Raw genomic sequence first — 23518 nt, forward strand, 5'->3', positions numbered from 1 at the left:
GGAGGCGCTCGCATGAGCATCGCCCTCCCACCCGCACAGGGCCCGTCCGCCGAGAGCGGCGGGAGCATCGACACCGTCGCGATCGCCCAGGCCGACCTCAAGGACGGCGGCGGCGGCTTCTGGCGCGACGTCTTCCGCCGGCTCCGGCGCAACCCGACGGCGTGGATCGGCGCCGTCATCGTGCTCCTCTTCCTGCTCGTCGCGGTGCTCGCGCCGGTCCTCGCTCCGTACCCCGAGACCGCGCTCCCTGGGGCGAAGGAGATCACGCCCACGCACATCCCCGGCCCGGGGGAGCTGCCGCAGTTCCCGCTCGGTCTGGACCGGTTCGGCGGCGACGTGCTGTCGAAGCTCATCTGGGGCGCGCAGGCGTCGCTGCTGATCGGCGTCGTCTCCACCGCGATGGGTCTCGTCGGCGGCATGATCCTCGGACTCCTCGCCGGCACGTTCGGCGGCTGGGTCGACACGGTCATCATGCGCGTCGTCGACATCATCCTGTCGGTGCCGAACCTGCTGCTGGCGGTGTCGATCGCCGCGATCCTCGGACAGACGCCGTACGCCGTGATGATCGCCATCGGGGCCTCCCAGGTGCCGATCTTCGCGCGCCTGCTGCGGGCGTCCATGCTCCAGCAGCGCTCCAGCGACTATGTGCTGTCGGCGCAGACACTCGGCCTCGGCCGCGGCCGGATCACGATGTCGCACGTCCTCCCGAACGCCATCGGTCCGGTCATCGTGCAGGGCACCCTGACCCTCGCGACCGCGGTCATCGACGCGGCAGCGCTGTCGTTCCTCGGTCTCGGCGGCGGCGGGCCCGCGACCGCCGAGTGGGGCCGCATGCTCACGTACGCACAGGCCGAGCTGGCGATCGCCCCGTGGCTGGCGTTCCTCCCCGGCATCTGCATCGCCGTCACCGCGCTGGGCTTCACCCTGCTCGGCGAGGCGCTGCGTGAGGCCATGGACCCGAGGACGAGGGCACGATGAACATCCATGACGAGGGCGCCGTGCGCGCCGCGAAGGAGAACGGCATGGCGGACGAGCCCCTGCTGTCGGTCGAGGGCCTGGCGGTGGACTTCGCCACCATGGACGGCGTCGTGCACGCCGTCGAGGGCGTCGACCTCGAGATCCGCCCCGGGGAGACGGTGGCGATCGTCGGCGAGTCCGGTTCCGGCAAGTCGACCACCGCGATGGCGATCATCGGTCTGCTCGCGGGCGGGGGGAAGGTGGCCGCCGGCAGCATCAGACTCGACGGGCGGGAGATCTCCCGCGCCTCCGAGAACGAGTTGCGGTCGATCCGCGGACGGGACATCGGCCTCGTGCCGCAGGACCCCATGTCCAACCTCAACCCGGTCGCGAAGATCGGCACCCAGGTCGCCGAGACGCTGCTCGCCCACGGCCTCGCCACCCGGCAGAACGTGCAGTCCAAGGTCGTCGAGGCGCTCACCGCCGCCGGCCTCCCGGATCCGGAGAGCCGTGCGAAGCAGTACCCGCACGAGTTCTCCGGCGGCATGCGGCAGCGGGCGCTCATCGCGATCGGGCTGGCGTGCAAGCCGCGGCTGCTCATCGCGGACGAGCCCACCAGCGCCCTGGACGTGACCGTGCAGCAGACCATCCTCGACCAGATCGGCGAGATGACCAGGGAGCTCGGCACCGCCGTGCTCCTCATCACGCACGACCTCGGGCTCGCCGCCGAGCGGGCCGAGCGGGTGATCGTGATGCACCGCGGCAAGGTCGTCGAGCAGGGTCCCGCGCGGCAGATCCTCGAGGATCCGCAGCACCCGTACACCCAGTCGCTCGTGAAGGCCGCGCCGTCGGTCGCGGTGGCACGGCTGCGCCCGGAAGCCTTCGTGCAGGGCGCTTCGACAGGCTCAGCGACCCAGGAGGAGGCCGGGTCAGCGACCCAGGAGGGCGCTTCGACAGGCTCAGCGACCCAGGAGGGCGCTTCGACAGGCTCAGCGACCCAGGAGAAGGCTGGGTCCCTGAGCTCGTCGAAGGGCAACATCGTCGAGATCGAGAACCTCACGAAGGTGTACCCCGTGCGCGGCAAGCACGAGGACTTCGTCGCGGTCGACGGCGTCTCGCTCGCGATCCCGCGCGGCGAGACCGTCGCGATCGTGGGGGAGTCGGGGTCGGGCAAGACCACGACCGCGCGCATGCTCCTCAAGGTGATCGAGCCCACGAGCGGCCTCATCCGCTACGAGGGCAAGGACATCTCGACCCTGAGCCGCGCGGAGACGAAGGACTTCCGGCAGCGGGTGCAGCCCATCTTCCAGGATCCGTACTCCAGCCTGAACCCCATGTTCACGATCGAGCGGCTGATCGCGGAGCCGCTGGAGTTCTACAAGCGGGGGAGCGGAGCAGACCGGCGCAAGCGCGTGCGGCAGCTCCTGGACGACGTCGCGCTGCCGCAGTCGATGCTGCGGCGCTACCCGTCCGAGCTCTCCGGCGGGCAGCGTCAGCGCGTGGCGATCGCGCGGGCACTGGCCCTGTCGCCTGACCTCATCGTGTGCGACGAGCCCGTGTCGGCGCTCGACGTGCTCGTGCAGGACCAGATCCTGCGGCTGCTGGGCGACCTGCAGCGGGAGTACGGCCTGAGCTACCTGTTCATCTCGCACGACCTCGCGGTGGTGCGGCTCATCAGCGACTACGTGTGCGTGATGAAGGACGGGAAGCTCGTGGAGGCCGCGTCGTCGGAGGAGATCTTCACGAACCCCCGTGACCCCTACACGCGCCGCCTCCTCGCCTCGATCCCCGGCAACGAGCTCAACATCGCGTCCTGACCCGAGACCCCGGTTTCGCGTCGAAACCCCGCCCTGCCCCCGCGGCGAGGGCGGGGTTTCGACGCGAAGGCGGGGTCTCGGCCGTCCCATTACCGCAGCGAGGAAGATTGGTCAAGGATTGCGCTTGCCATGTCGTGAGATCGCGTCTATAGTTGGTAGTTGCGCTCGCTTCTCCCTGCCCTCATATGGTGGTCGGCATCTCGTGAGCTTCTGAGCGCACTCCACCTGACGACAAAGGAATCGAGAAGCCCTGCGGGGCTCACGGAGGTTATTCCCTTGGCTGCTGCTCCCAACGCATCCACATCCACCACCACCAAGAACGGACGCGGAGCTTCCCGTCTCTCGTTCGCCAAGATCTCCGACACGCTGACGGTCCCGGACCTTCTCGCCCTGCAGACCGAGTCCTTCGGTTGGCTGGTCGGCAACGACGCCTGGAAGGCGCGCGTGGCCGAGGCCAAGGCCGCCGGTCGCACCGACGTGAACGAGAACAGCGGTCTGGGCGAGATCTTCGAGGAGATCTCCCCGATCGAGGACCTCGGCGAGACGATGCAGCTGTCGTTCACGAACCCGTACCTCGAGCCCGAGAAGTACTCCATCGAGGAGTGCAAGGAGCGCGGCAAGACGTACGCGGCCCCGCTCTACGTCGAGGCCGAGTTCATGAACCACCTCACGGGTGAGATCAAGACTCAGACGGTCTTCATGGGCGACTTCCCGCTGCAGACCGACAAGGGCACGTTCATCATCAACGGCTCCGAGCGCGTCGTCGTCTCGCAGCTCGTGCGCTCGCCGGGTGTCTACTTCGACAAGACCCCCGACAAGACGTCCGACAAGGACATCGTGTCGGCGCGCGTCATTCCGAGCCGCGGCGCGTGGCTCGAGTTCGAGATCGACAAGCGCGACCAGGTCGGCGTCCGCGTCGACCGCAAGCGCAAGCAGTCCGTCACGGTCTTCCTCAAGGCGCTGGGCATGACCAGCGAGGAGATCCTCGCGGAGTTCGCCGGCTACACCTCGATCGAGGAGACGCTCGCGAAGGACACCATCGTCACCAAGGAAGACGCGCTGCGCGACATCTACCGCAAGCTGCGTCCGGGCGAGCAGGTCGCCGCCGAGGCCGCCCGCGCGCTGCTCGACAACTTCTACTTCAACCCGAAGCGCTACGACCTCGCCAAGGTCGGCCGGTACAAGATCAACCACAAGCTGGGTCTCGACACCCCGCTGACGGAGTCGGTGCTGACGGTGCAGGACATCGTCGCCACCATCAAGTACCTCGTGCGTCTGCACGCGGGCACCGAGGAGACCTTCGAGGGCATCCGCGGCGGCAAGAAGACCGAGATCCGTCTCGCGACCGACGACATCGACAACTTCGGCAACCGTCGCATCCGCGCGGTCGGCGAGCTGATCCAGAACCAGGTCCGCACCGGTCTGTCCCGCATGGAGCGCGTCGTCCGCGAGCGTATGACCACGCAGGACATCGAGGCCATCACGCCGCAGACCCTGATCAACGTGCGTCCCGTCGTCGCCGCGATCAAGGAGTTCTTCGGAACCTCGCAGCTGTCGCAGTTCATGGACCAGAACAACCCGCTCGCGGGTCTGACCAACAAGCGTCGTCTGTCGGCTCTGGGCCCCGGTGGTCTGAGCCGCGACCGCGCCGGCGTCGAGGTCCGTGACGTCCACCCCTCGCACTACGGCCGCATGTGCCCGATCGAGACCCCGGAAGGCCCGAACATCGGCCTGATCGGTGCGCTCGCGACCTTCGCGCGCATCAACTCGTTCGGCTTCATCGAGACCCCGTACCGCAAGGTCGTCGACGGTGTCGTGACCGACCAGATCGACTACCTGACCGCCTCCGAGGAGGTCGACTACAACATCGCGCAGGCCAACGCGCCGCTCGATGCGAAGGGTCGCTTCCGCGAGAGCCACGTGCTCGCGCGCCCGAAGGGCGGCAGCGGTGAGGTCGACCTGTTCCTCCCGGAGGAGATCGGCTACATCGACGTCTCGCCGCGCCAGATGGTGTCGGTCGCGACCTCGCTCGTGCCCTTCCTCGAGCACGACGACGCGCAGCGCGCGCTCATGGGCGCCAACATGCAGCGTCAGGCCGTGCCGCTGCTCCGCAGCGACTCGCCTCTCGTCGGAACCGGTATGGAGGGCTACACCGCCATCGACGCCGGTGACGTGATCACCGCCGAGAAGGCCGGTGTCGTCTCCGAGGTCTCCGCGGACCGCGTCGTGGTCATGCTCGACGAGGGCGGCACGCAGGAGTACCACCTGCGCAAGTTCGACCGCTCGAACCAGGGCACCTCCTACAACCAGAAGGTCGTCGTCAACGCCGGTGAGCGCGTCGAGGTCGGAGAGGTCATCGCCGATGGCCCCGCCACCGAGAACGGCGAGCTGGCCCTCGGAAAGAACCTCCTCGTCGCGTTCATGACGTGGGAGGGCTACAACTTCGAGGACGCCATCATCCTGAGCCAGGACCTGGTGAAGGACGACACCCTCTCCTCGATCCACATCGAGGAGTACGAGGTCGACGCCCGCGACACGAAGCTCGGCAAGGAGGAGATCACCCGTGACCTCCCCAACGTCAGCCCGGAGCTGCTGAAGGACCTCGACGAGCGCGGCATCATCCGCATCGGCGCCGAGGTCCGCCCCGGCGACATCCTCGTCGGCAAGGTCACGCCGAAGGGCGAGACCGAGCTGTCGGCCGAGGAGCGCCTGCTCCGCGCGATCTTCAACGAGAAGAGCCGCGAGGTCCGCGACACGTCCCTGAAGGTGCCGCACGGCGAGCAGGGCACGATCATCGCGGTCAAGGAGTTCAACGCCGAGGACGGCGACGACGAGCTCGGCTCCGGCGTCAACCGCCGCGTCGTGGTCTACATCGCCCAGAAGCGCAAGATCACCGAGGGTGACAAGCTCGCCGGCCGCCACGGCAACAAGGGTGTCATCGCGAAGATCCTCCCCATCGAGGACATGCCGTTCCTCTCGGACGGCACGCCGGTCGACATCGTCCTCAACCCGCTCGGCATCCCGGGCCGAATGAACTTCGGCCAGGTGCTCGAGACCCACCTCGGGTGGATCGCGAAGCAGGGCTGGAAGGTCGAGGGCACCCCGGAGTGGGCCGCTAAGCTGCCGCAGCAGGCCTTCGAGGCCGCGCCCGGCACCAAGGTCGCCACCCCGGTGTTCGACGGTGCCAGCGAGGAGGAGATCTCCGGTCTGCTCGACTCGACGCTCCCGACCCGTGACGGCCTGCGCCTGATCGACTCGAGCGGCAAGACGCAGCTGTTCGACGGCCGCTCCGGCGAGCCGTTCCCGGCGCCGATCTCCGTGGGCTACATGTACATCCTGAAGCTCCACCACCTGGTGGACGACAAGATCCACGCCCGCTCCACCGGTCCGTACTCGATGATCACCCAGCAGCCGCTCGGTGGTAAGGCGCAGTTCGGTGGACAGCGCTTCGGTGAGATGGAGGTGTGGGCCCTCGAGGCCTACGGTGCGGCGTACGCCCTCCAGGAGCTCCTCACGATCAAGTCCGACGACATCCTCGGCCGCGTCAAGGTGTACGAGGCGATCGTCAAGGGCGAGAACATCCAGGAGCCCGGCATCCCCGAGTCGTTCAAGGTGCTCATGAAGGAGATGCAGTCGCTCTGCCTGAACGTCGAGGTCCTCTCGGCCGACGGCACGCTGGTCAACCTCCGCGACACCGACGACGAGGCGTTCCGCGCCGCAGAGGAACTCGGTATCAACATCTCCAGCCGCTTCGAGGCCGCCTCGATCGACGAGATCTAACCCTTCGACGGGCTCAGGGACCCAGGTTCCTGGGATCAGGACCCACCGGGTCGCTGAGCCCGTCGAAGCCCAGACTTCTCAAAAAGAATTTCCGACACAGGAGAACTAGTGCTCGAGTCCACAACTTTCGATGAGCTTCGCATCGGCCTGGCGACCGCAGACCACATCCGCGCGTGGTCCTACGGCGAGGTCAAGAAGCCCGAAACCATCAACTACCGCACCCTCAAGCCGGAGAAGGACGGTCTCTTCGGAGAGCAGATCTTCGGCCCGTCCCGTGACTGGGAGTGCGCCTGCGGCAAGTACAAGCGCGTCCGCTTCAAGGGCATCGTCTGCGAGCGCTGCGGCGTGGAGGTCACCAAGAGCTCCGTCCGTCGTGAGCGCATGGGTCACATCGAGCTCGCCGCTCCCGTCACCCACATCTGGTACTTCAAGGGCGTGCCCTCGCGCCTCGGCTACCTGCTGGACATGGCGCCGAAGGACCTCGAGAAGGTCATCTACTTCGCCGCGTACATGGTCATCTCGGTCGACGAGGATGCCCGTCACCGCGACCTGGGCACCCAGGAGAACAACATCCGTCTCGAGCTGAAGACGCTCGGCGACCGCCGCGACTCGAAGATCGCGGAGCGCCTGGCGAAGCTGGAGGAGGAGCTCGCGGCCCTCGAGGCCGAGGGTGCCAAGGCCGACGCCAAGAAGAAGGTCAAGGACGCCGCCGAGAAGGAGATGTCGCTCATCCGCAAGGGTGCCGACGAGGCGATCCTGAAGCTGGAGCGCGTGTGGGAGGACTTCCGCACGCTCGAGGTCGGTGCCCTGCGTCCGGAGGACGACGTCTTCCACGAGCTGCAGGACCGCTTCGGCCAGTACTTCGAGGCCTACATGGGTGCCGAGGCGATCCAGCGTCGCCTGGCCGCTTTCGACCTGGCCGCCGAGGCCGAGAACCTGCGTCTGCAGATCTCGGAGGGCAAGGGCCAGCGCAAGATCCGTGCGATCAAGCGCCTCAAGGTCGTCAGCTCGTTCCTCGAGACCGGCATGAGCCCGGCCGCGATGGTTCTCGACGTCGTCCCGGTCATCCCGCCGGAGCTGCGTCCGATGGTCCAGCTCGACGGTGGCCGCTTCGCGACCTCCGACCTGAACGACCTGTACCGCCGCGTGATCAACCGCAACAACCGTCTCCGTCGCCTGATCGACCTCGGTGCCCCCGAGATCATCGTCAACAACGAGAAGCGGATGCTGCAGGAGGCCGTCGACGCCCTGTTCGACAACGGCCGCCGCGGTCGCCCCGTCACCGGTACCGGCAACCGCGCCCTGAAGTCCCTGAGCGACATGCTCAAGGGAAAGCAGGGTCGCTTCCGCCAGAACCTGCTCGGCAAGCGCGTCGACTACTCGGGCCGTTCGGTCATCGTCGTCGGCCCGCAGCTGAAGCTGCACCAGTGCGGTCTGCCCAAGCAGATGGCGCTCGAGCTCTTCAAGCCGTTCGTCATCAAGCGCCTGATCGACCTCGGTCACTCGCAGAACATCAAGGCCGCGAAGCGCGCCGTCGAGCGCACCCGTCCCGAGGTCTGGGACGTGCTCGAGGAGATCATCCGCGAGCGTCCGGTGCTGCTGAACCGTGCACCCACCCTGCACCGTCTCGGCATCCAGGCGTTCGAGCCGCAGCTCGTCGAGGGCAAGGCCATCCAGCTGCACCCGCTCGTCTGCGCGGCGTTCAACGCCGACTTCGACGGTGACCAGATGGCCGTGCACCTGCCGCTGTCGGTCGAGGCTCAGGCCGAGGCCCGCGTGCTCATGCTCGCGTCGAACAACATCCTGAAGCCGTCGGACGGCCGTCCGGTGACCCTGCCCTCGCAGGACATGATCATCGGTCTGCACCACCTGACGACGGTCAAGGCCGGCGCCAAGGGCGAGGGTCGTGCGTTCGGCTCCGTCGGCGAGGCACAGCTCGCGTACGACGAGGGCACGCTCGACCTGCAGGCGAAGGTCCGCATCCGCATCCCGGGTCTGGCCTTCCTCGAGGGCGAGGCTCCCGAGGGCTACGAGAAGCACGGCCTGGTCGACGCTTCGCTGGGTCAGGCGATCTTCAACGACGCGCTCCCGAAGGGCTACCCCTTCGTGCGCGAGCAGGCCGACAAGGGCAAGCTGTCGCAGATCGTCAACAAGCTGGCCGAGGAGTACCCCAAGGTCGAGACGGCCGCCACGCTGGACCGCATCAAGGACGCCGGTTTCTACTGGGCGACCCGTTCGGGTGTGACCGTCGCGCTGAGCGACATCCTCACCCCGCCGAACAAGGCGGAGATCGTCGCGGGCTACGAGAAGCAGGCCGCGAAGGTCCAGTCCCAGTACGAGAAGGGCCTCACGACCGACGCCGAGCGTCGTCAGGAGCTCATCAAGATCTGGACCGAGGCGACCGACGAGGTGCAGGCCGCGATGAAGGCGCACTTCCCGGAGGACAACACCATCAACCGCATGGTGTCCTCCGGCGCCCGTGGTAACTGGCTGCAGATCCGGAACATCGCCGGTATGCGTGGTCTGGTGAACAACCCCAAGGGTGAGATCATCCCGCGTCCGATCATCTCCTCGTACCGCGAGGGTCTGTCGGTGGCGGAGTACTTCATCGCGACGCACGGTACCCGTAAGGGTCTGGCCGACACCGCTCTGCGTACCGCCGACTCGGGTTACCTGACCCGTCGTCTGGTGGACGTCTCGCAGGACGTCATCATCCGCGAAGAGGACTGCGGCACGTCGAAGGGCCTCGAGCTCCCGATCGCCGCTCCGAACTCGCAGGGTGAGCTGGTGCGCGACGCGAACGTCGAGAACTCGGTGTTCGCCCGCACGCTGGCCTCCGACGTGGTGAGCGAGTCGGGCGAGGTTCTCGCTTCGGCCGGCGACGACGTGGGCGACGTGCTCATCGACAAGCTCGTCGGACTCGGTGTCGAGACCATCAAGGTCCGTTCGGTCCTGACGTGCGACTCCGCCGTCGGTGTGTGCGCGCAGTGCTACGGCCGTTCGCTCGCGACCGGCAAGACCGTCGACATCGGCGAGGCCGTCGGCATCATCGCGGCCCAGTCGATCGGTGAGCCCGGTACCCAGCTGACGATGCGTACCTTCCACACCGGAGGTTCGGCGTCGGCGGATGACATCACGCAGGGTCTGCCCCGTGTGCAGGAGCTGTTCGAGGCGCGTACCCCCAAGGGTGCGTCGCCGATCGCGGAGGCCGACGGCCGCATCACGATCGACGAGACCGAGAAGGCCAAGAAGGTCATCCTGACGCCCGACAACGGCGACGAGCCCGTCGTCTACCCGGTGCTGAAGCGTGCCACCCTCCTCGTCGAGGACGGCCAGCACGTCTCGGTCGGTCAGCCCCTGCAGGTCGGCACGCTCGACCCCAAGGAGGTCATGCGCGTCATGGGTGCCCGTGAGGTGCAGAAGTACCTCGTCGGCGGCGTCCAGGGCGTCTACCGCTCGCAGGGTGTGCCGATCCACGACAAGCACATCGAGGTCATCGTCCGTCAGATGCTCCGCAAGGTCACCGTCGTCGATCACGCCGACACGACCCTGCTGCCGGGTGAGATGGTCGACCTGAAGCGCTACCAGCAGATCAACCGCGAGGCCGTGGCCGAGGGCAAGCGCCCCGCGTCCGGTCGCCCGGAGCTGATGGGTATCACGAAGGCGTCGCTCGCGACCGAGTCGTGGCTGTCCGCTGCGTCCTTCCAGGAGACGACCCGCGTGCTCACGCAGGCCGCCATGGAGGGCAAGCGCGACCCGCTGGTCGGTCTCAAGGAGAACGTCATCATCGGAAAGCTCATCCCTGCCGGAACCGGTCTCTCGAAGTACCGCGACGTCACGGTCGAGGCCACCGAGGAAGCCAAGAGCGAGCGCTACCCGAACCGGATCTTCGCATCCGACGGTGCGTACGCGGACGGCGACTTCGGCTACGTCGACTTCGACGCGTTCTCGACGGACGACATCACCCCCGGTACCTACAACTGAGGTGTGAGTGAGTGAACGAAGGCCCCGGGGTTCTCCCCGGGGCCTTCGTCGTCCCTCGGCCCGTTCGGGTGTGCACAACTTCGGAGATACCGGGACGGCAGGCCGCCGTCGGCTGCTCGTGACGGCATGGAGGCCCAGGTCTCCTGAGTTATGCACACGGTTCGGCGCTGCTTCGGGGCGCGGGCGGCGCGGTAGGGTCGGCGAGTGAGCACTGAGACTTCCCCCGGCGGCGCGGCCGTCGTCATCGGAGACGCCCTGATCGACGAGATCCGGGATGACAGCGGCGTCCGTGAGTTCGTCGGTGGAGCGGCCCTGAACGTGGCGGTCGGGCTGCGCCGGCTCGGCATCCCCACGACCCTCATCGCGATGGTGGGGGAGGATGTCGCGGGCGCGCACATCCGCGAGTACCTGGCCGATCACGGCGTGCGGCTGATCGCGAGCGTGGCGCCGCACGGGTCGTCGCGGGCCGTCGTGACCCGGGCCGCGAACGGCGAGCCGAGTTACGTCTTCAATCGCGCGGCCCAGGAGCGGACCATCCGGTACTCGGACGAGGCGAGGGCCGCCATCGGCGACGCGGACATCGTCGCCGTGAGCTGCTTCCCCTTCGATGCCCCCGAGGAGGTCGACGCCCTCGCGGCCGCAGTGGAGGACGCGCGGCTGGCGATCGACCCGAACCCGCGCACCGGCATGCTGTCCGACCGCGAGGAGTTCGTCCGCGGCTTCGAGCGGCTGGCTTCGAGGGCCGAGCTGGTGAAGGTCGGTGCCGACGACGCTGCCGTGCTCTACGACGGCGACCTCGACGCCCTGCGCGCGCGGCTCCGGAGCCTCGGAGTCACCGCTGTGCTCGCGACGGCCGGGGCAGACGGCGCGGTGCTCGAGTCGGACGGCGGGTCGGTCTCGGCTCCCATCTCGGCGCTCCCTGGTCGCGTGGTCGACACAGTGGGGGCTGGGGATGCGACTCTCGCCGCCGTCGCCGCCGGGCTGGTGGACGGCGGCCCGAAGGCGGCCGAGGAGTGGACGGCCCTGCTCACGCGCGCGATGGACGTGGCCGCCGCGACCTGCCGCGCCGAGGGCGGGCTGCTGCGCACACCGGAGTCGCTGGCCGTCGCCGACCGCGGCGTGTACGGGAGCTGACGCCTCGATTTCTCGCGCCCGCATCCGGCAGGTATGATTGTTCTTCGTGCCCCCGGTTGGCTGTTCAAGTCGGACGGGTGCGCTCTGGCGAGTTACCCAAGTGGCCAAAGGGATCTGACTGTAAATCAGCCGTCTTCGACTTCGGGGGTTCGAATCCCTCACTCGCCACCACGGAAGCCCCCGCTCGCGGGGGCTTCTCGCGTTCCCGGCCTCACCTCCGCGCCGAGTTCCTAGACTGGAGCGATGCGACCTCTCACCGAAGCCGACGTCCGGGCCTCGTTCGTGAACGCGGACGCCGACGAGCTGCGCGTCATGGAGATGCCGCACGACTTCCTCCTCGTGGACTGGGACTACCTCGACTTCTTCGCCTGGCGCGACCCGAGTGCCGGCAAGCGCGGCTACGTCCTGATCCCGCACGAGGGGCGCGTGGTCGGCGTGGTGCTGCGGGCGTCGGAACCAGGGCGCGGGCGCTCCGGCATGTGTAACATCTGCCACACGATGCAGCCGGGCAACCAGGTGGCGTTGTTCGCCGCCCGGCGCACGGGGGAGGCGGGGGAGCGCGGCGACTCGGTCGGCACCTACATCTGCGCCGACCTGTCCTGCCACGAGAACGTGCGCCTGGCGCATCCGCTCGCACCGAACGAGATCCGGGCGGCGGGACAGGTCGACTTCCGCCTCGACGGCACCCGGCGGCGGATGGAGCGGTTCGTCGCTCGCGTCTGGGACGGCTCCTGAGCGCGGCTAGCCTGGAGGCATCCGCCTGTGCTCGAAGGAGAAGCCATGAGTGATGCCGTCCTGTTCGCCGTCGACGAGGGGATGGCGCGGCTGACGCTGAACCGTCCGACCCGCCTCAACGCGTTCAACGCCGATCTGGCGTACGCCTGGCGGGATGCGACGGTCGAGGCGACGTCGCGCGACGACGTGCAGGCCATCCTCATCGACGCGGCGGGACCGGCGTTCTGCGCGGGCGGCGACGTGATCGACATGGCGATGACCATGGGGTCGTCCGGGGCGGAGATCACCGCGCTGGCCGAGGTCATCAACACCGGGATCCGCGCGCTCACGGAGTCGAGCGTGCCCGTGGTCGCCGCCGCGCACGGGGCGACGGCCGGCGGTGGACTCGGCATCCTGCTCGCCACGGACTACGCCGTGGTGGGCTCGCGGTCGCAGCTCGGGAGCCTGTACGCGAACATCGGCCTCACGCCCGACCTCTCCGTGTCGGCGCAGCTCGCGCGGGCCGTCGGCCAGCGCCGCGCCCTCCAGCTGGTGCTGCAGGACCGGCTGCTCACCGCCGCGGAGGCCCTCGACTGGGGGCTGGTGGCCGAGGTCGTGGAAGGCGAGGACAGCAGGACGGAAGCCGACCGGGTCCGTGCGCGGGCCGAGGAGGTCGCGCGGTTCTGGCTCGCCGGGGCCGCCGACGCGTACGGACAGGCCAAGCGGCTGGTGCGGTCGCAGCCGGAGCGCACGTTCGCCGAGCAGTTGAGCGAGGAGGCCCGGTCCATCGGCGCCGCCCTGGAGACCCCGGACGCGCAGGCGCGGGTCGCGGCCTTCGCTGAGGCATCCGCGAAGAAGGCCGGCTGACCCCTCCTCCCCAGAGCGCGGTCGCTTCCCGATCTCCCGCGCGCCTGAGGGAAGCCGGAACAAGCGGGCCTGCGCGTGGCAGGATGAAGGCATCGCCGCTCGACGAGAGGATCCCCATGTCCCATCCGGACACCGCACGGCTGCAGCCGCAGGGTGACAAGAAGAACATGTCGCTGCTCATCAGGGGGTCGCTGTGGGTCGCCATCGGCGCCCTCATCGCCGCCGCACTGGTCTGCGTCGTGTGGGTCCTGGTCGGTGATCAGAACGGCCTCATCGGTCGTGCCTTCCTCACGATCCTCCTGCTCGCCGCCTTCGCCGGAATCGCCATCCTCGAGGCGGGCCTCGCGCCGAACCGGCCGGACTGGCTCCAGCTCGCCAGCATGGTCACCTGGGTCGTCGCGCTCCTCGTCGGCCTTGTGAAGATCTGGCTTCCGGAAGACGGCCTCTATTTCGGCGCGGAACGGTTCTTCCAGCTGCTGCTCGTGATCGGGATCCTTCAGCTCGCACTGCTCCACGTGCGGCTGTTCACCCGTGCCGCGCAGCGACACGTCACGACCTTCACGAAGGTGATCCACATCGTGACGATCGTCTTCCTCGGTGCCCTCGTCGCGCTGCTGGTGTTCTTCCTCGCGTTCCCGAACACCTTCGACTACACCGAGCTGTACTGGCGCATCGTCGTCGCCCTCACGATCCTCGTCGCCGTCGGCACCACGCTGATTCCGCTGCTGAACGCCCTGTTCGCGCCGAAGAAGGCTCCCGCCGCCCGTCCCGTCGCTTCCGCCCCGTCCTGGCCGACCTACGCCGATGGGATCACGCCACTCCCGGTCCTCCCGGACGGCAGCCCGGACTGGAACGCCTACTACACGGGGTACCCCTCGACGGCCCCTCCGGCACTGGGTCAGGCGCCCGCCACGGCGTTCCCCGTGGCGACGCCGCCCCTTGCGCCGACGACTCCGGCCCTTCCCGACTTCGGCGCTCCTCCCGCTCCGGGACCCGTGCCGCCCGCGCCTGACCGACCCGCTCCGCCGCAGCCGGCGTCGGCACCCGCTCAGTCGGCGCCTCCGCAGCCGGCCCCGCCGCAGCCCGCGTCGCCCGCCCAGGGTGAGCCCCCGGCCTTCCCGCCGCCGCCGCCCGCCCCCTCGCACCCGGCGCCGTGATCGACGCTCTCGAGCTCAGCGCCCTGGCGGCCGAGATCGCCGAGGAGGCGGGAGCTCTCGCTCGGACCCGTCGACGGGAGGGCGTACGCCTCGCCGCGACAAAGTCGACGCTCGCCGACATCGTCACGGACGCCGACCGCGAAGTCGAGGAGCTGATCCGCGAGCGCCTGCGCGCGGCGCGACCGGCGGACGGCTTCCTCGGTGAGGAGTCGGGCGCGGCCACCGGCGACAGCGGGATCACCTGGGTGGTCGACCCCATCGACGGCACGGTGAACTACGCCTACGGCATCCCGGCGTACAACGTGAGCATCGCAGCCGTCAGCGGTCCGCCGGAGCCGGACGAGTGGGAGGCGCTGGCCGCGGCCGTGCACGCACCCGCCGTGGGGGAGACCTTCACGGCTGCTCGCGGCCACGGGGCCTGGTCGGACGGCGTCCGGCTCGCGGTCACCGAGGTGACCGACGCCGGCGCGCTCCTGGCGACCGGATTCGGCTACGACCCGACGACCCACGACGGCGACCTCGCGACGGTCCGGCGGGTGATGCCGATCGCCCGTGACCTCCGTCGTATGGGGTCGGCGGCCCTGGATCTGGCCTATGTGGCGGCCGGCCGACTGGACGGATATTTCGAGCGCGGGCTCAAGCCGTGGGACCATGCCGCGGGCGCGCTGCTCGTCCAGGAGGCGGGTGGCCGGGCCAGCCGGATCGATCGGGAATCGCCGCGGCCTTTCCTGATCGCGGGCGGCGTGACCCTGCACGACCGACTCCGCGCTATCCTCGATGAGGAAAAACCCTGACCGATCCATGGCATTCACAGGTCGATCGGGGTAGTGTTTACCCGATCGTTACTTTCACCACCCGAAGGTGAGAGTTGTCATTGCGCCCCCGAGCATCACGAACGACCGAGAGATTAGCTTTGCCCTTCGAGAACCCCCAGGCTGCGGCTGCGCCCACGCGCCGGTCCAGCCGCCCTCGCACTGCGGCCTCCGAGGCCTCGGCGAGCGGGTCGACGGCACCCCTCGCTGACGCGGAGACCGTGATCGCCCTCGCTGCTGTCATCCCGCTCTCCCGTCGCGCCGCGCGTCAGCGTCAGGCCGACGTCCCTCCGGTGCCCGCCGCGCCGGAGGAGCCCTTCATTGCGGCGGCTCCCGCGCCTGCCATCGCCGATGTCCCCGCGGTGCCCGTCGTCGCGGAGATCGTCGAGAAGGCCGAGGACACCGTTCCGGTCGAGGACATCGCCCCGGCGTCGGAGCCCTTCGTCGCCGAAGCCGACGCCGAGGGTGACGCCTTCGAGCGCGCCTCCCGCGCCTTCCGCACCACCGGCTCCATCCCGACGTCGTCGGCGTCCCGCCGTTCGGCCTTCGCCCCGAATGCCGCGTCGCAGACCGCGCCGAAGATCGACACCGCAGGCCTCGCGGCCGTCGGTCCTCGCCGCACGCGCAGCATCCGCAAGGCCCTCACTGCCGGTGCCACCGTCGGAGCCATGGGCCTCGCCGGCCTCCTGGCCGTGTCCATGACGCTTCCTGCGGAGGCGGTCGCCGCCGCCCAGGGCGGCTCCCTCGCCTCGACCTCCCTCGTCACCGCAGCGGCTGCTGACGCAGCAGGCTCGGCGGACGACGAGATCCAGGCCTTCGTCGCGCCATCCGGCGTGCAGAACGAGCCGCTCTCGCGCGCCGACAACTTCAGCACCGTCTCGCTCGTCGAGGTCGCCGCGGAGCAGGGCATCAACTACTCCGGCGAGATCTTCACGAACGACCCGGATGCCGCCATCCAGTGGCCGTTCCTCGTCGGCGTCGGCATGAGCTACGGCTACGGCATGCGCAGCGGCCGCCTCCACGAGGGCATCGACTTCGTGCCGGGCAACGGTGCGCCCATCCAGGCCATCGCCGACGGAACCGTCCGCATCGCGACCGAGCAGGGTGCCGCCTACGGTGTCACGGTCTACATCGACCACGTCATCGACGGCTCCGTCATCACGAGCCACTACTCGCACATGCAGTACGGCTCGCTGCAGGTCAAGGCGGGCGACAAGGTCAAGGTGGGCGACATCGTGGGCAAGACCGGCAACACCGGCCGCTCCTACGGCGCGCACCTGCACTTCGAGCTCATCGTGAACGGGACGACCATCGACCCGATGCCGTGGCTCAAGAAGAACGCCGGACGCACGTCTCTCACCTCGGAGGAGTGACCGTCTCGATTTCATGAGGACGCCACAGTGATGGTATTCTCGTGTGGTTGCCCCGCGAGGGGCAGCACGCCCCGATAGCTCAGTGGCAGAGCACTTCCATGGTAAGGAAGGGGTCGTCAGTTCAATCCTGACTCGGGGCTCGGAGTTCGCATCTGCGATGCGGATGCCGTGCGGCAGGGTAGCTCAGTTGGTGAGAGCGCACGACTCATAATCGTGAGGTCGCGGGTTCAAGCCCCGCTCCTGCTACAGAATGAAACCCCCGGAACCTTCCGGGGGTTTTGTCGTCTCCGACCTCAGTGCCGGGATACCGTCCTCACCCTGCGCGGAGCGTCCTAGAGTGTGTGACGCGTCGGCCTCCCAGCCGGCCACCGAGATGGCGGGCATCGAGGGACGAGGTCTGCCGTGTCTGCGCCCGATCGCCGTGCGAGCATCGTGTTCCGGGACGCCCGGCGCGCCCTGGAGGAAGCCGTCGCGGACGGGCGCGGTCATTCCCTCGGGCTCGAAACGCTCGCGCCGCACGAGTCCTGGGACCTGCTGGTCGCCGAAGGGTACGGGCGCGCGTTGCTGACCGGCGCCCTCGCCGGGGCACTCGCCGGGCTGCTGCGACACGGCGTGACCGTCGCCGACGTGCTGAGCTGTCCTGCGGTCCCTCTCGGGGTCGAGCTCGGGACGAGATCCCTCCGGCTCGTCATGGGGTGGCTCGCGGACGGCGTGGCCGAGATGGACGATGCCGTCGTGTCGCGGACGATGGTGGCGGGCGTCGCCGACGATCTCGTCGGTGCCTCCGACGCGGCCCTGGCCGTCGGCGATGCGCACCGGGTGGCCGTGCTGGTCTTCGCGATCGCGGCCGTCGGCACGCACGCCGTCTGGCGTGCGGTGTGATCCGGGCGGTCAGCGCTGCGGGGCGAAGGTGTCGGGTGCGGAAGCCCCGACCCGACCACGGATGAAGATCATCAGCACGAGACCCGCGACGATCACGACGATGTTGCCGAGCCCCGCGACCACGGTGAGCCCGCCCTCGGCGGGGTGCAGAGTCTGCAGGAAGATACTCGGATCGGTGCTGGCGTGCAGGAGGATCGGGGCGATGATCGTCCCGGTGACCCGGAGCGCGAGGTACATGCAGATGCCGAACGCGAACGTGTACACGAGCTGGAACAGCGTCGGGAGCAGATCCTGCCCCGTCAGGAGATTCCCCGCATGCAGAGCGGCGAAGATCGCCGCGGAGACCACCGCGACGACCAGTTCGCGTGCGCCGGCGTCCCGCATCATCTTCACGACGAGGCCGCGCGTGAGCACCTCTTCCGCGAAGCCGATGGCGAGTCCCGCGAGCAGCCAGGTCGCGACAACATCACGTCCGACGCTGCCGTCCTCGATCGTGAGGAAACGGAGGACGTTGAACAGCAGGACCGCGATGATCGCGATCCACATCCACCCCGCTCCCCGGATGGGCTGGGGCCCGAACACGGGTCGCCACCACCCGAGCGAGGCGATGAACGCGACCAGCAGGAGGCCCCCGACGAGGATCGGCAGGACGTCGTAGACGAGGACGCCGGCTGCACTCGCCGGATCGTCGACCTGCGCGGCCAGCGGGAGGAGGGCCAGCGAGAGCAGCTGATAGAGCCCGTAGTACACGGCCGCGAGCAGGAGGGCGCGCCACCAGCCTCCGCGATCCCAGAAGCGCTGCCAGGCGGAACGGTGCGGTGCGGCGTCGATCACGGGTGCTCCTCGAGAAGGGAGGGAGAGGGGGGCGAACAGCTCCAGTCTGGTGGCTCCGCCCCCGGCGAGTGGGCGTGCGGCGGCGACACGCCGTGTCAACCCCCTCGGCCGCGTCGGCGCCCCCGCGCAGACTGGCCGTCCGGATCCCCAACATCAGGAGGCGCCATGTCCGACACGTCGAACAGCCAGGACAACCAGGAGGAGATCGAGGCCATCGGCGTCGACCCCGACTTCGTCACCACCGATCACGACCCCGAGCCTGACGACCTTCCCGCGACGGGCGGTGGGGAGGACGACGACGACGTCGACGTCGCCGACCTCCCCTAGCGCGGGCTACCTGCCCGTGGACGCCGAGCCGGTCTCTTCCGGCTCGGCGTCCGCGCGTCCGGCATCGACGCGTCCGGCGGTGCGGAGCTCGGCCTCGAGGCGCTCGGCCTCCTCGCCGCTGATCGCCTCGCCGCGCGCGACGAGACCCGCCTGATCCGACAGCGGGATCTGCTTGAGGAACAGCGACAGGATGAGCGCGAGCGCGATGAAGGGCACGAGGTACCAGAACACCGGGGCGAGGGCGTCCGCATATGCCGTGACGATGCCGTCGCGGACCTCGTCCGGCAGGCTGTTCAGCGTGGCGGGGTCGATCGTGGACGCGGCTTCGGAGGCGGACTCGGGGGACGCCCCGGCGCCGGCGAACACGCCGAGCAGGTTCTCCGTCAGACGTGTGGTGAAGATCGTGCCGAACACCGCCGTCCCCAGCGAGGCGCCGACCTCGCGGAAGTAGTTGTTCGTGCTCGTGGCGGTGCCGATCTCGCCCGCCGGGACGGCGTTCTGCACGACGAGCACGACGACCTGCATGATGAGGCCGAGCCCGGCGCCGAAGACGAACAGGAATGCGCAGATCAGCCAGATCGGCGTCTCCGCCGACAATGTGGTCATGGCGACCATCGCGATACCGGTGATGATCGTTCCCAGGATCGGATAGATCTTGTACTTCCCGGTCTTCGAGATCGCGAGGCCGGAGAAGATCGAGGTCCCCATGAGGCCGACCATCATCGGGATCATCAGCAGCCCGGAGGCGGCGGCGGAGGTGCCGGACGACATCTGCAGGAACGTCGGGACGAAGCCGATCGCCGCGAACATGCCGATGCCGAGGACGAGGCCGATCGCCGTGGCGTTCACGAAGATCGGGTTGCGGAAGAGGCTGAGCGGGATGATCGGGTCCTGCACCCGGGACTCGGTGATGACGAACGCCGTCGCCGACACCACGAGCCCGGCGCCCCAGGCCCAGGTCGCGAGCGAGTCCCAGCCGAACGCGGCGTCGCCGCCGAAGTCGGTGAAGAAGATGAGGCAGGTCGTGGCGGCGGACAGGAAGAGCACGCCGAGGATGTCGATCGGCTTCTCCGCCTTCTTGCTGGGGAGCTTCAGCGCCACGAGGGCGATGAGGAACGCGGCGATGCCGACCGGGATGTTGATGTAGAACGCCCACTGCCAGGTCATGTGATCGACGAAGAAACCGCCGAGGAGCGGTCCGGCGACGGCGGAGAGGCCGAACACCGCGCCGAGCGGACCCATGTACTTGCCGCGCTCGTTGGCGGGCACGATGTCGGCGATGATCGCCTGCGACAGGATCATGAGCCCGCCGCCGCCGAGACCCTGGAGGGCACGGAAGACGACGAACATCCAGAAGTCCGTCGCGAACGCGCAGCCCACCGAGGCCAGTGTGAACAGGGCGATGGCGACGAGGAAGAGCGACCGTCGTCCCAGCACGTCGCCGAACTTGCCGTAGATGGGCATGACGATGGTGGTGGCGAGCAGGTAGGCGGTGGTGATCCAGACCTGATGGTCGACGCCGCCGAGCTGGCCGACGATCGTGGGCATCGCCGTCGACACGATGGTCTGGTCGAGGCTCGCGAGCAGCATGCCCGCGATCAGGGCGCTGAAGATGATCCAGATGCGGCGCTTCGTGAGGAGGAAGGGCGCATCCGCGGTGGCGGTGGCGGACATCAGTGGGCTTTCTGTGAAGGGGAGTAGAGATCGCGCGCGAGGCGCAGTCGGCGGGCGATGAGGTCGGCGAACGGCTCGGTGGAGTGGTGATGCAGCAGCTGCTCCATGCAGAGGCGGACGAGCGCGCCGACGGAGTGGACGAGCACCTCGGCGCGGAGCTCCGCGTCGGTGGCACCGCCGATGCGGCGCGCGACGAGGGCGATGTCGCGGCGCTCGTGCTTCTCCTGCTGCTCGAACGCCGCGCGTAGCAGCCGCGGCTCCTGCTCGATGACGGCGAACAGCTCGGCGGCGTGCTCGATCGGATCGAAGAGGGCGAAGCGCTCGACGGTGAGCTGCACGAAGTCGTCCAGGAGATCGCCGTCGCCCTCGAGGAAGACCGCTTCGAGCTCCTCCTGGCGGGAGTCGATCACGGCGAACCCGAAGACGGCGTTCTCCTTGCTCTCGAAGTAGTTGAAGAACGTGCGCCGGGAGACTCCGGCATCGGCGCACAGCTCCTCGACCGTGAAGCCGGCGAAGCCCCGCTCGGCCGTCAGGCGGCGCGCGGCCTCGGTGAGTGCCCGCGTGGTCCGCCGCTTGCGTTGCTCCCTCGTGGATTCTGCACTGTTCTCCATAGAGTGCAACTTTGCACTCTGAACCTTGGAGTGCACTGAAAGTTGCCGCCGAGGAAGGCGCGGAGATTCGTTCCGAGAAGTTTGTGACATTCTGTGCTCCTCGACCGTCTTAGTGGTGTCGTGAGAACACGGCCCGCGCGGAAACCGCGTGGACACACGGATGAAGGAGCTCGAGATGGCGAACGTGACTGGGGGCACCCAGCCCAAGGCTCAGGTCGTCCCGGCGTCGCAGGGGGCGGCGGGGAAGACGACGATCGAGGATGCGGTGGTCGCGAAGATCGCCGGCATCGCGGCGCGGGAGGTCGACGGCGTCTACGCGCTCGGCGGTGGCGCCGCGCGCATGATGGGTGCGATCCGCGACGCCCTCAACACGACCGACCTCGCGCAGGGGATCAGCGTCGAGGTCGGCGAGACGCAGGTGGCCGTCGACGTGACGATCGTGGCGGAGTACCCGGTGTCCCTGCAGAAGGTGGCCGACCAGGTGCGGGCCGCGATCCACCGGGCCATGGTGGAGCTGGTGGGCATGGACGTCGCCGAGGTGAACGTGACCGTCAACGACGTGCACATCCCCTCGGAGGACGACGACGAGGCTCCGGAGGCGCGGGTCCAGTGAACGCCTCGGTGATCGGCGGAGCTGCGGCGACGGTGCTCGCGCTGACCTGGATCGTCTGGGGGTTCTGGGCGTTCCTGCTCGTCACCCTCGCGATGCTCGTCGGCGCCGTCGTCGGCCGCATCGTCGACGGTCGCCTGGACGTGCGGGCGCTCGCCGACGTGGTGCGCGGGCGGCGATCGTCCTCATGAGCGTGGCACAGACGGACGGGCCGACGACCGTGGCGGGGGCCACGGTCGTCGAAGCCCGCGCGTTGCACCGGCTCGCTCTGGGGATCGTCCGCGATGCCGCTCGGGTCGGTACCGACGACGTGAGCGTTCAGCTGGCGGACCGTCGCGGCGACCTGCGGGTGTCCGTGGAGGTTCCGGTCGTGCTGAGCCGTCAGGGCACCGATCCCGTGAGTGCACGGGCGGACGCCGTCCGCGACGCCGTCGTACAGGGGATGCGCGACCTGGCAGCGCGTCACGTGGGAGCGGTGGACGTGCGCTTCGCCGGCGTCCGACGCGAGACGGAGAGGAGAGTGGCATGACGACGAACACCGCGACACCCCGGCGGCTCCTCCGCCGAGAGGCGAGGGCGACGCGTCGCGGCCCTGCGATCGCGCTCGCCGTGGTGCTGACCCTGGTCCTCGCCGTGTTGCTGGTCGGGGTGGCGGCGTGGGCCCTCGACGAGGGGTTCCGCACGCAGGCCGCCGCCTGGTTCGCGCCCGTCCCGGCGCTCCTGCAGATGCCGTCGGCCGTGATCGCGGTCGGGGTCGTGCTTCTCCTCCTGGCGTTGCTCCTCTTCGCGCTCGCTGTGCTTCCGGGCCGGCGTGCGCGCCGCACACGTCTCGACACGCGGGCAGCGCTCGTGATCGACGACGGTGTGCTCGCCGACGCCATCGCGGACGGGGTCGCACGCCGGATCGGGGTGCCGCGCGGGCAGGTGGGCGTGACCGTGGCCCGACGCGCGGCGCTGATCCGGGTCACTCCGACGAGTGGGGTGCCGGTGGATGCGGCTGCCGCCGAGGAGGCAGCGGCCCGAATGCTGGACGAGGTCGGCTTCCGGCTCTCGCCGCGGGTGCAGGTGGAACGGCAAGGAGTGATCGCATGACGTCGGCAGGGACGGCGGCGAACCGCGCGGTCCTCCTCGGGGGAGCGGCAGTGCTTCTGAGCGGGGGCGTCGTCCTCCTCGCCGGGGGGCTGCGGGGCACGGGCATGCTCCCGCCACCCTTCGAGGAGGTGCTCGCGCAGGCGGACGGCCTCGTGGCGTGGTCGGGGGCATGGGGCCTCGACATCCCCGGTGCGGGCTTCGTGCCGCTGTGGGCGATCGTGGGGATCGCCGCTGCGGCACTGCTCGTGGTCCTGCTCGTGGCTTTCCTGTTCACCCGCCGGCCGCGGCGGGAGCACACCCTCCTCCGCCTCGTCGGCGGAGGAGGAACGACCACCGTCGACCGGAGCGTGGCGGAGGAGCTGCTCGCGGCGCCGCTCGCCGATCGGGCGGACGTGCTCGCGGCCCGGCTGACGAGCCGGAGAGTCGGGCGAGGGATCGCTCTCGGCCTCGTGGTGACCCCGCGCCCCGGTGCGGCTCTGGGCGGGCTGCTCGCGGCCGTCGATGACGTGGTGCAGGAGTGGGACGCCCTCACCGGTACCCGCATGCCGCTCGTCGTGCACGTCGCCGACCGCGGGTGGCGGGAACTCTTCCGGTCGCGGCAGCGGATGCGTCGTTCGCTCGCGACGGGACGGACCGCGGCGCCGGAGGGCCGGAACGCCGCACGGACATCGACCCCGACCGTCGGGGTCGTGTGAGGAAAGGAGACGCCATGAGCGCGGAGAACAAGATCAAGGCCGCAGCCGAGAAGGTGGCGGGCAAGGCCAAGGAGGTCGTCGGCGAGGTCACCGACAACGACAAGCTCGTCGCCGAGGGCAAGGCCGAGCAGGCCAAGGGCGATGTCAGGAACGCGGCCGAGGATGTCAAGGACACGTTCACCAAGTGACGGAGGGGGA

Annotated in this window: 21 protein-coding genes and 3 tRNA genes; 21 read left to right on the plus strand and 3 right to left on the minus strand. The window is 69.1% G+C overall.

Annotated elements, in window-relative coordinates:
* The first annotated feature begins 12 nt into the window (after positions 1 to 12).
* The 14 genes from M4D53_RS07055 (at position 13) to M4D53_RS07120 (ending at position 17477) form a co-directional block, all read left to right on the plus strand.
* Positions 13 to 978, plus strand: a complete 966-nt coding sequence (locus M4D53_RS07055; RefSeq protein WP_259952983.1) for an ABC transporter permease — start codon at positions 13 to 15, stop codon at positions 976 to 978.
* The gene (locus M4D53_RS07060) at positions 975 to 2774 is read left to right on the plus strand and encodes an ABC transporter ATP-binding protein (RefSeq protein ID WP_259952985.1); all 1800 of its coding nucleotides are present in this window, start codon (positions 975 to 977) and stop codon (positions 2772 to 2774) included. Before M4D53_RS07055 ends, M4D53_RS07060 begins: the two co-directional genes overlap by 4 nt.
* Positions 2775 to 3050: 276 nt before the next feature.
* Positions 3051 to 6554, plus strand: a complete 3504-nt coding sequence (gene rpoB, locus M4D53_RS07065) for a DNA-directed RNA polymerase subunit beta (RefSeq protein WP_259952987.1) — start codon at positions 3051 to 3053, stop codon at positions 6552 to 6554.
* A gap of 108 nt (positions 6555 to 6662) precedes the next feature.
* The gene (rpoC, locus tag M4D53_RS07070) at positions 6663 to 10538 is read left to right on the plus strand and encodes a DNA-directed RNA polymerase subunit beta' (protein ID WP_187663361.1); all 3876 of its coding nucleotides are present in this window, start codon (positions 6663 to 6665) and stop codon (positions 10536 to 10538) included.
* Positions 10539 to 10742: 204 nt separating this feature from the next.
* A complete protein-coding gene (locus M4D53_RS07075; protein WP_259952990.1) occupies positions 10743 to 11672 on the plus strand; it encodes a PfkB family carbohydrate kinase in 930 nt (309 codons plus the stop codon).
* An 86-nt stretch (positions 11673 to 11758) separates the two neighbouring features.
* A tRNA-Tyr gene (locus M4D53_RS07080) sits at positions 11759 to 11843 on the plus strand.
* Positions 11844 to 11915: 72 nt separating this feature from the next.
* Positions 11916 to 12407 (plus strand): FBP domain-containing protein, encoded by a 492-nt coding sequence (locus M4D53_RS07085; protein ID WP_060922589.1) that lies wholly within the window; start codon positions 11916 to 11918, stop codon positions 12405 to 12407.
* A 45-nt stretch (positions 12408 to 12452) separates the two neighbouring features.
* Positions 12453 to 13253 (plus strand): enoyl-CoA hydratase/isomerase family protein, encoded by an 801-nt coding sequence (locus tag M4D53_RS07090; RefSeq protein WP_259952993.1) that lies wholly within the window; start codon positions 12453 to 12455, stop codon positions 13251 to 13253.
* A gap of 116 nt (positions 13254 to 13369) precedes the next feature.
* A complete protein-coding gene (locus M4D53_RS07095) occupies positions 13370 to 14410 on the plus strand; it encodes a hypothetical protein (protein WP_259953085.1) in 1041 nt (346 codons plus the stop codon).
* Positions 14410 to 15204, plus strand: coding sequence for an inositol monophosphatase family protein (locus M4D53_RS07100; RefSeq protein ID WP_259953082.1), 795 nt, complete (start codon positions 14410 to 14412; stop codon positions 15202 to 15204). Before M4D53_RS07095 ends, M4D53_RS07100 begins: the two co-directional genes overlap by 1 nt.
* 119 nt (positions 15205 to 15323) lie before the next feature.
* Complete coding sequence (locus M4D53_RS07105) at positions 15324 to 16595, plus strand: M23 family metallopeptidase (protein ID WP_187663365.1); 1272 nt, start codon at positions 15324 to 15326, stop codon at positions 16593 to 16595.
* Between the two features lie 68 nt (positions 16596 to 16663).
* A tRNA-Thr gene (locus tag M4D53_RS07110) sits at positions 16664 to 16735 on the plus strand.
* 32 nt (positions 16736 to 16767) lie between these two features.
* Positions 16768 to 16841, plus strand: a tRNA-Met gene (locus tag M4D53_RS07115).
* Positions 16842 to 16997: 156 nt separating this feature from the next.
* Positions 16998 to 17477 carry a hypothetical protein gene (locus tag M4D53_RS07120; RefSeq protein WP_259952996.1) on the plus strand — a complete coding sequence of 160 codons (480 nt, stop codon included), beginning with the start codon at positions 16998 to 17000 and terminating at the stop codon, positions 17475 to 17477.
* A 9-nt stretch (positions 17478 to 17486) separates the two neighbouring features.
* Here M4D53_RS07120 and M4D53_RS07125 read toward each other — a convergent pair whose 3' ends face one another.
* Positions 17487 to 18311 (minus strand): CPBP family intramembrane glutamic endopeptidase, encoded by an 825-nt coding sequence (locus M4D53_RS07125; protein WP_259952997.1) that lies wholly within the window; start codon positions 18309 to 18311, stop codon positions 17487 to 17489.
* A gap of 165 nt (positions 18312 to 18476) precedes the next feature.
* Between M4D53_RS07125 and M4D53_RS07130 the strand changes: the two genes are divergently transcribed.
* Positions 18477 to 18638 (plus strand): hypothetical protein, encoded by a 162-nt coding sequence (locus tag M4D53_RS07130; RefSeq protein ID WP_259952998.1) that lies wholly within the window; start codon positions 18477 to 18479, stop codon positions 18636 to 18638.
* A gap of 6 nt (positions 18639 to 18644) precedes the next feature.
* On the opposite strand, the gene M4D53_RS07135 is transcribed toward M4D53_RS07130, so the two are convergent.
* Together M4D53_RS07135 and M4D53_RS07140 are read right to left on the minus strand one after the other, a co-directional pair.
* On the minus strand, positions 18645 to 20312 hold the full coding sequence (locus tag M4D53_RS07135) for an MDR family MFS transporter (protein ID WP_259952999.1): 1668 nt from the start codon (positions 20310 to 20312) through the stop codon (positions 18645 to 18647).
* The gene (locus tag M4D53_RS07140) at positions 20312 to 20923 is read right to left on the minus strand and encodes a TetR family transcriptional regulator (protein ID WP_259953000.1); all 612 of its coding nucleotides are present in this window, start codon (positions 20921 to 20923) and stop codon (positions 20312 to 20314) included. Before M4D53_RS07140 ends, M4D53_RS07135 begins: the two co-directional genes overlap by 1 nt.
* Before the next feature lie 175 nt (positions 20924 to 21098).
* On the opposite strand from M4D53_RS07140, the gene M4D53_RS07145 reads away from it, so the two are divergent.
* The 6 genes from M4D53_RS07145 to M4D53_RS07170 are packed head-to-tail and all read left to right on the plus strand — an operon-like array spanning position 21099 to position 23508.
* On the plus strand, positions 21099 to 21536 hold the full coding sequence (locus tag M4D53_RS07145) for an Asp23/Gls24 family envelope stress response protein (RefSeq protein ID WP_187663371.1): 438 nt from the start codon (positions 21099 to 21101) through the stop codon (positions 21534 to 21536).
* A complete protein-coding gene (locus tag M4D53_RS07150) occupies positions 21533 to 21724 on the plus strand; it encodes a DUF2273 domain-containing protein (protein ID WP_025104398.1) in 192 nt (63 codons plus the stop codon). The genes M4D53_RS07145 and M4D53_RS07150 overlap by 4 nt, the downstream gene beginning before the upstream one ends.
* A complete protein-coding gene (locus tag M4D53_RS07155; protein ID WP_259953001.1) occupies positions 21721 to 22062 on the plus strand; it encodes a hypothetical protein in 342 nt (113 codons plus the stop codon). The genes M4D53_RS07150 and M4D53_RS07155 overlap by 4 nt, the downstream gene beginning before the upstream one ends.
* Positions 22059 to 22625: a hypothetical protein gene (locus M4D53_RS07160; protein WP_259953002.1), complete on the plus strand. Its 567-nt coding sequence runs from the start codon at positions 22059 to 22061 to the stop codon at positions 22623 to 22625. The genes M4D53_RS07155 and M4D53_RS07160 overlap by 4 nt, the downstream gene beginning before the upstream one ends.
* Entirely contained in the window at positions 22622 to 23320 is a 699-nt protein-coding gene (locus tag M4D53_RS07165; protein ID WP_259953003.1) for a hypothetical protein, read from the plus strand. Before M4D53_RS07160 ends, M4D53_RS07165 begins: the two co-directional genes overlap by 4 nt.
* 14 nt (positions 23321 to 23334) lie before the next feature.
* Positions 23335 to 23508 (plus strand): CsbD family protein, encoded by a 174-nt coding sequence (locus M4D53_RS07170; RefSeq protein WP_187663375.1) that lies wholly within the window; start codon positions 23335 to 23337, stop codon positions 23506 to 23508.
* Positions 23509 to 23518 lie beyond the last annotated feature (10 nt).

The sequence above is a fragment of the Microbacterium meiriae genome, from assembly GCF_025143875.1.
GTDB lineage: Bacteria > Actinomycetota > Actinomycetes > Actinomycetales > Microbacteriaceae > Microbacterium > Microbacterium meiriae.

What these genes read in the sequence shown, in the direction of transcription:
- M4D53_RS07055 (WP_259952983.1), top strand. Translation starts at nt 13, where the DNA reads ATGAGCATCGCCCTCCCACCCGCACAGGGCCCGTCCGCCGAGAGCGGC.
- M4D53_RS07060 (WP_259952985.1), top strand. Translation starts at nt 975, where the DNA reads ATGAACATCCATGACGAGGGCGCCGTGCGCGCCGCGAAGGAGAACGGC.
- M4D53_RS07085 (WP_060922589.1), top strand. Translation starts at nt 11,916, where the DNA reads ATGCGACCTCTCACCGAAGCCGACGTCCGGGCCTCGTTCGTGAACGCG.
- M4D53_RS07090 (WP_259952993.1), top strand. Translation starts at nt 12,453, where the DNA reads ATGAGTGATGCCGTCCTGTTCGCCGTCGACGAGGGGATGGCGCGGCTG.
- M4D53_RS07095 (WP_259953085.1), top strand. Translation starts at nt 13,370, where the DNA reads ATGTCCCATCCGGACACCGCACGGCTGCAGCCGCAGGGTGACAAGAAG.
- M4D53_RS07130 (WP_259952998.1), top strand. Translation starts at nt 18,477, where the DNA reads ATGTCCGACACGTCGAACAGCCAGGACAACCAGGAGGAGATCGAGGCC.
- M4D53_RS07135 (WP_259952999.1), bottom strand. Translation starts at nt 20,312, where the DNA reads ATGTCCGCCACCGCCACCGCGGATGCGCCCTTCCTCCTCACGAAGCGC.
- M4D53_RS07140 (WP_259953000.1), bottom strand. Translation starts at nt 20,923, where the DNA reads ATGGAGAACAGTGCAGAATCCACGAGGGAGCAACGCAAGCGGCGGACC.
- M4D53_RS07145 (WP_187663371.1), top strand. Translation starts at nt 21,099, where the DNA reads ATGGCGAACGTGACTGGGGGCACCCAGCCCAAGGCTCAGGTCGTCCCG.
- M4D53_RS07155 (WP_259953001.1), top strand. Translation starts at nt 21,721, where the DNA reads ATGAGCGTGGCACAGACGGACGGGCCGACGACCGTGGCGGGGGCCACG.
- M4D53_RS07160 (WP_259953002.1), top strand. Translation starts at nt 22,059, where the DNA reads ATGACGACGAACACCGCGACACCCCGGCGGCTCCTCCGCCGAGAGGCG.
- M4D53_RS07165 (WP_259953003.1), top strand. Translation starts at nt 22,622, where the DNA reads ATGACGTCGGCAGGGACGGCGGCGAACCGCGCGGTCCTCCTCGGGGGA.
- M4D53_RS07170 (WP_187663375.1), top strand. Translation starts at nt 23,335, where the DNA reads ATGAGCGCGGAGAACAAGATCAAGGCCGCAGCCGAGAAGGTGGCGGGC.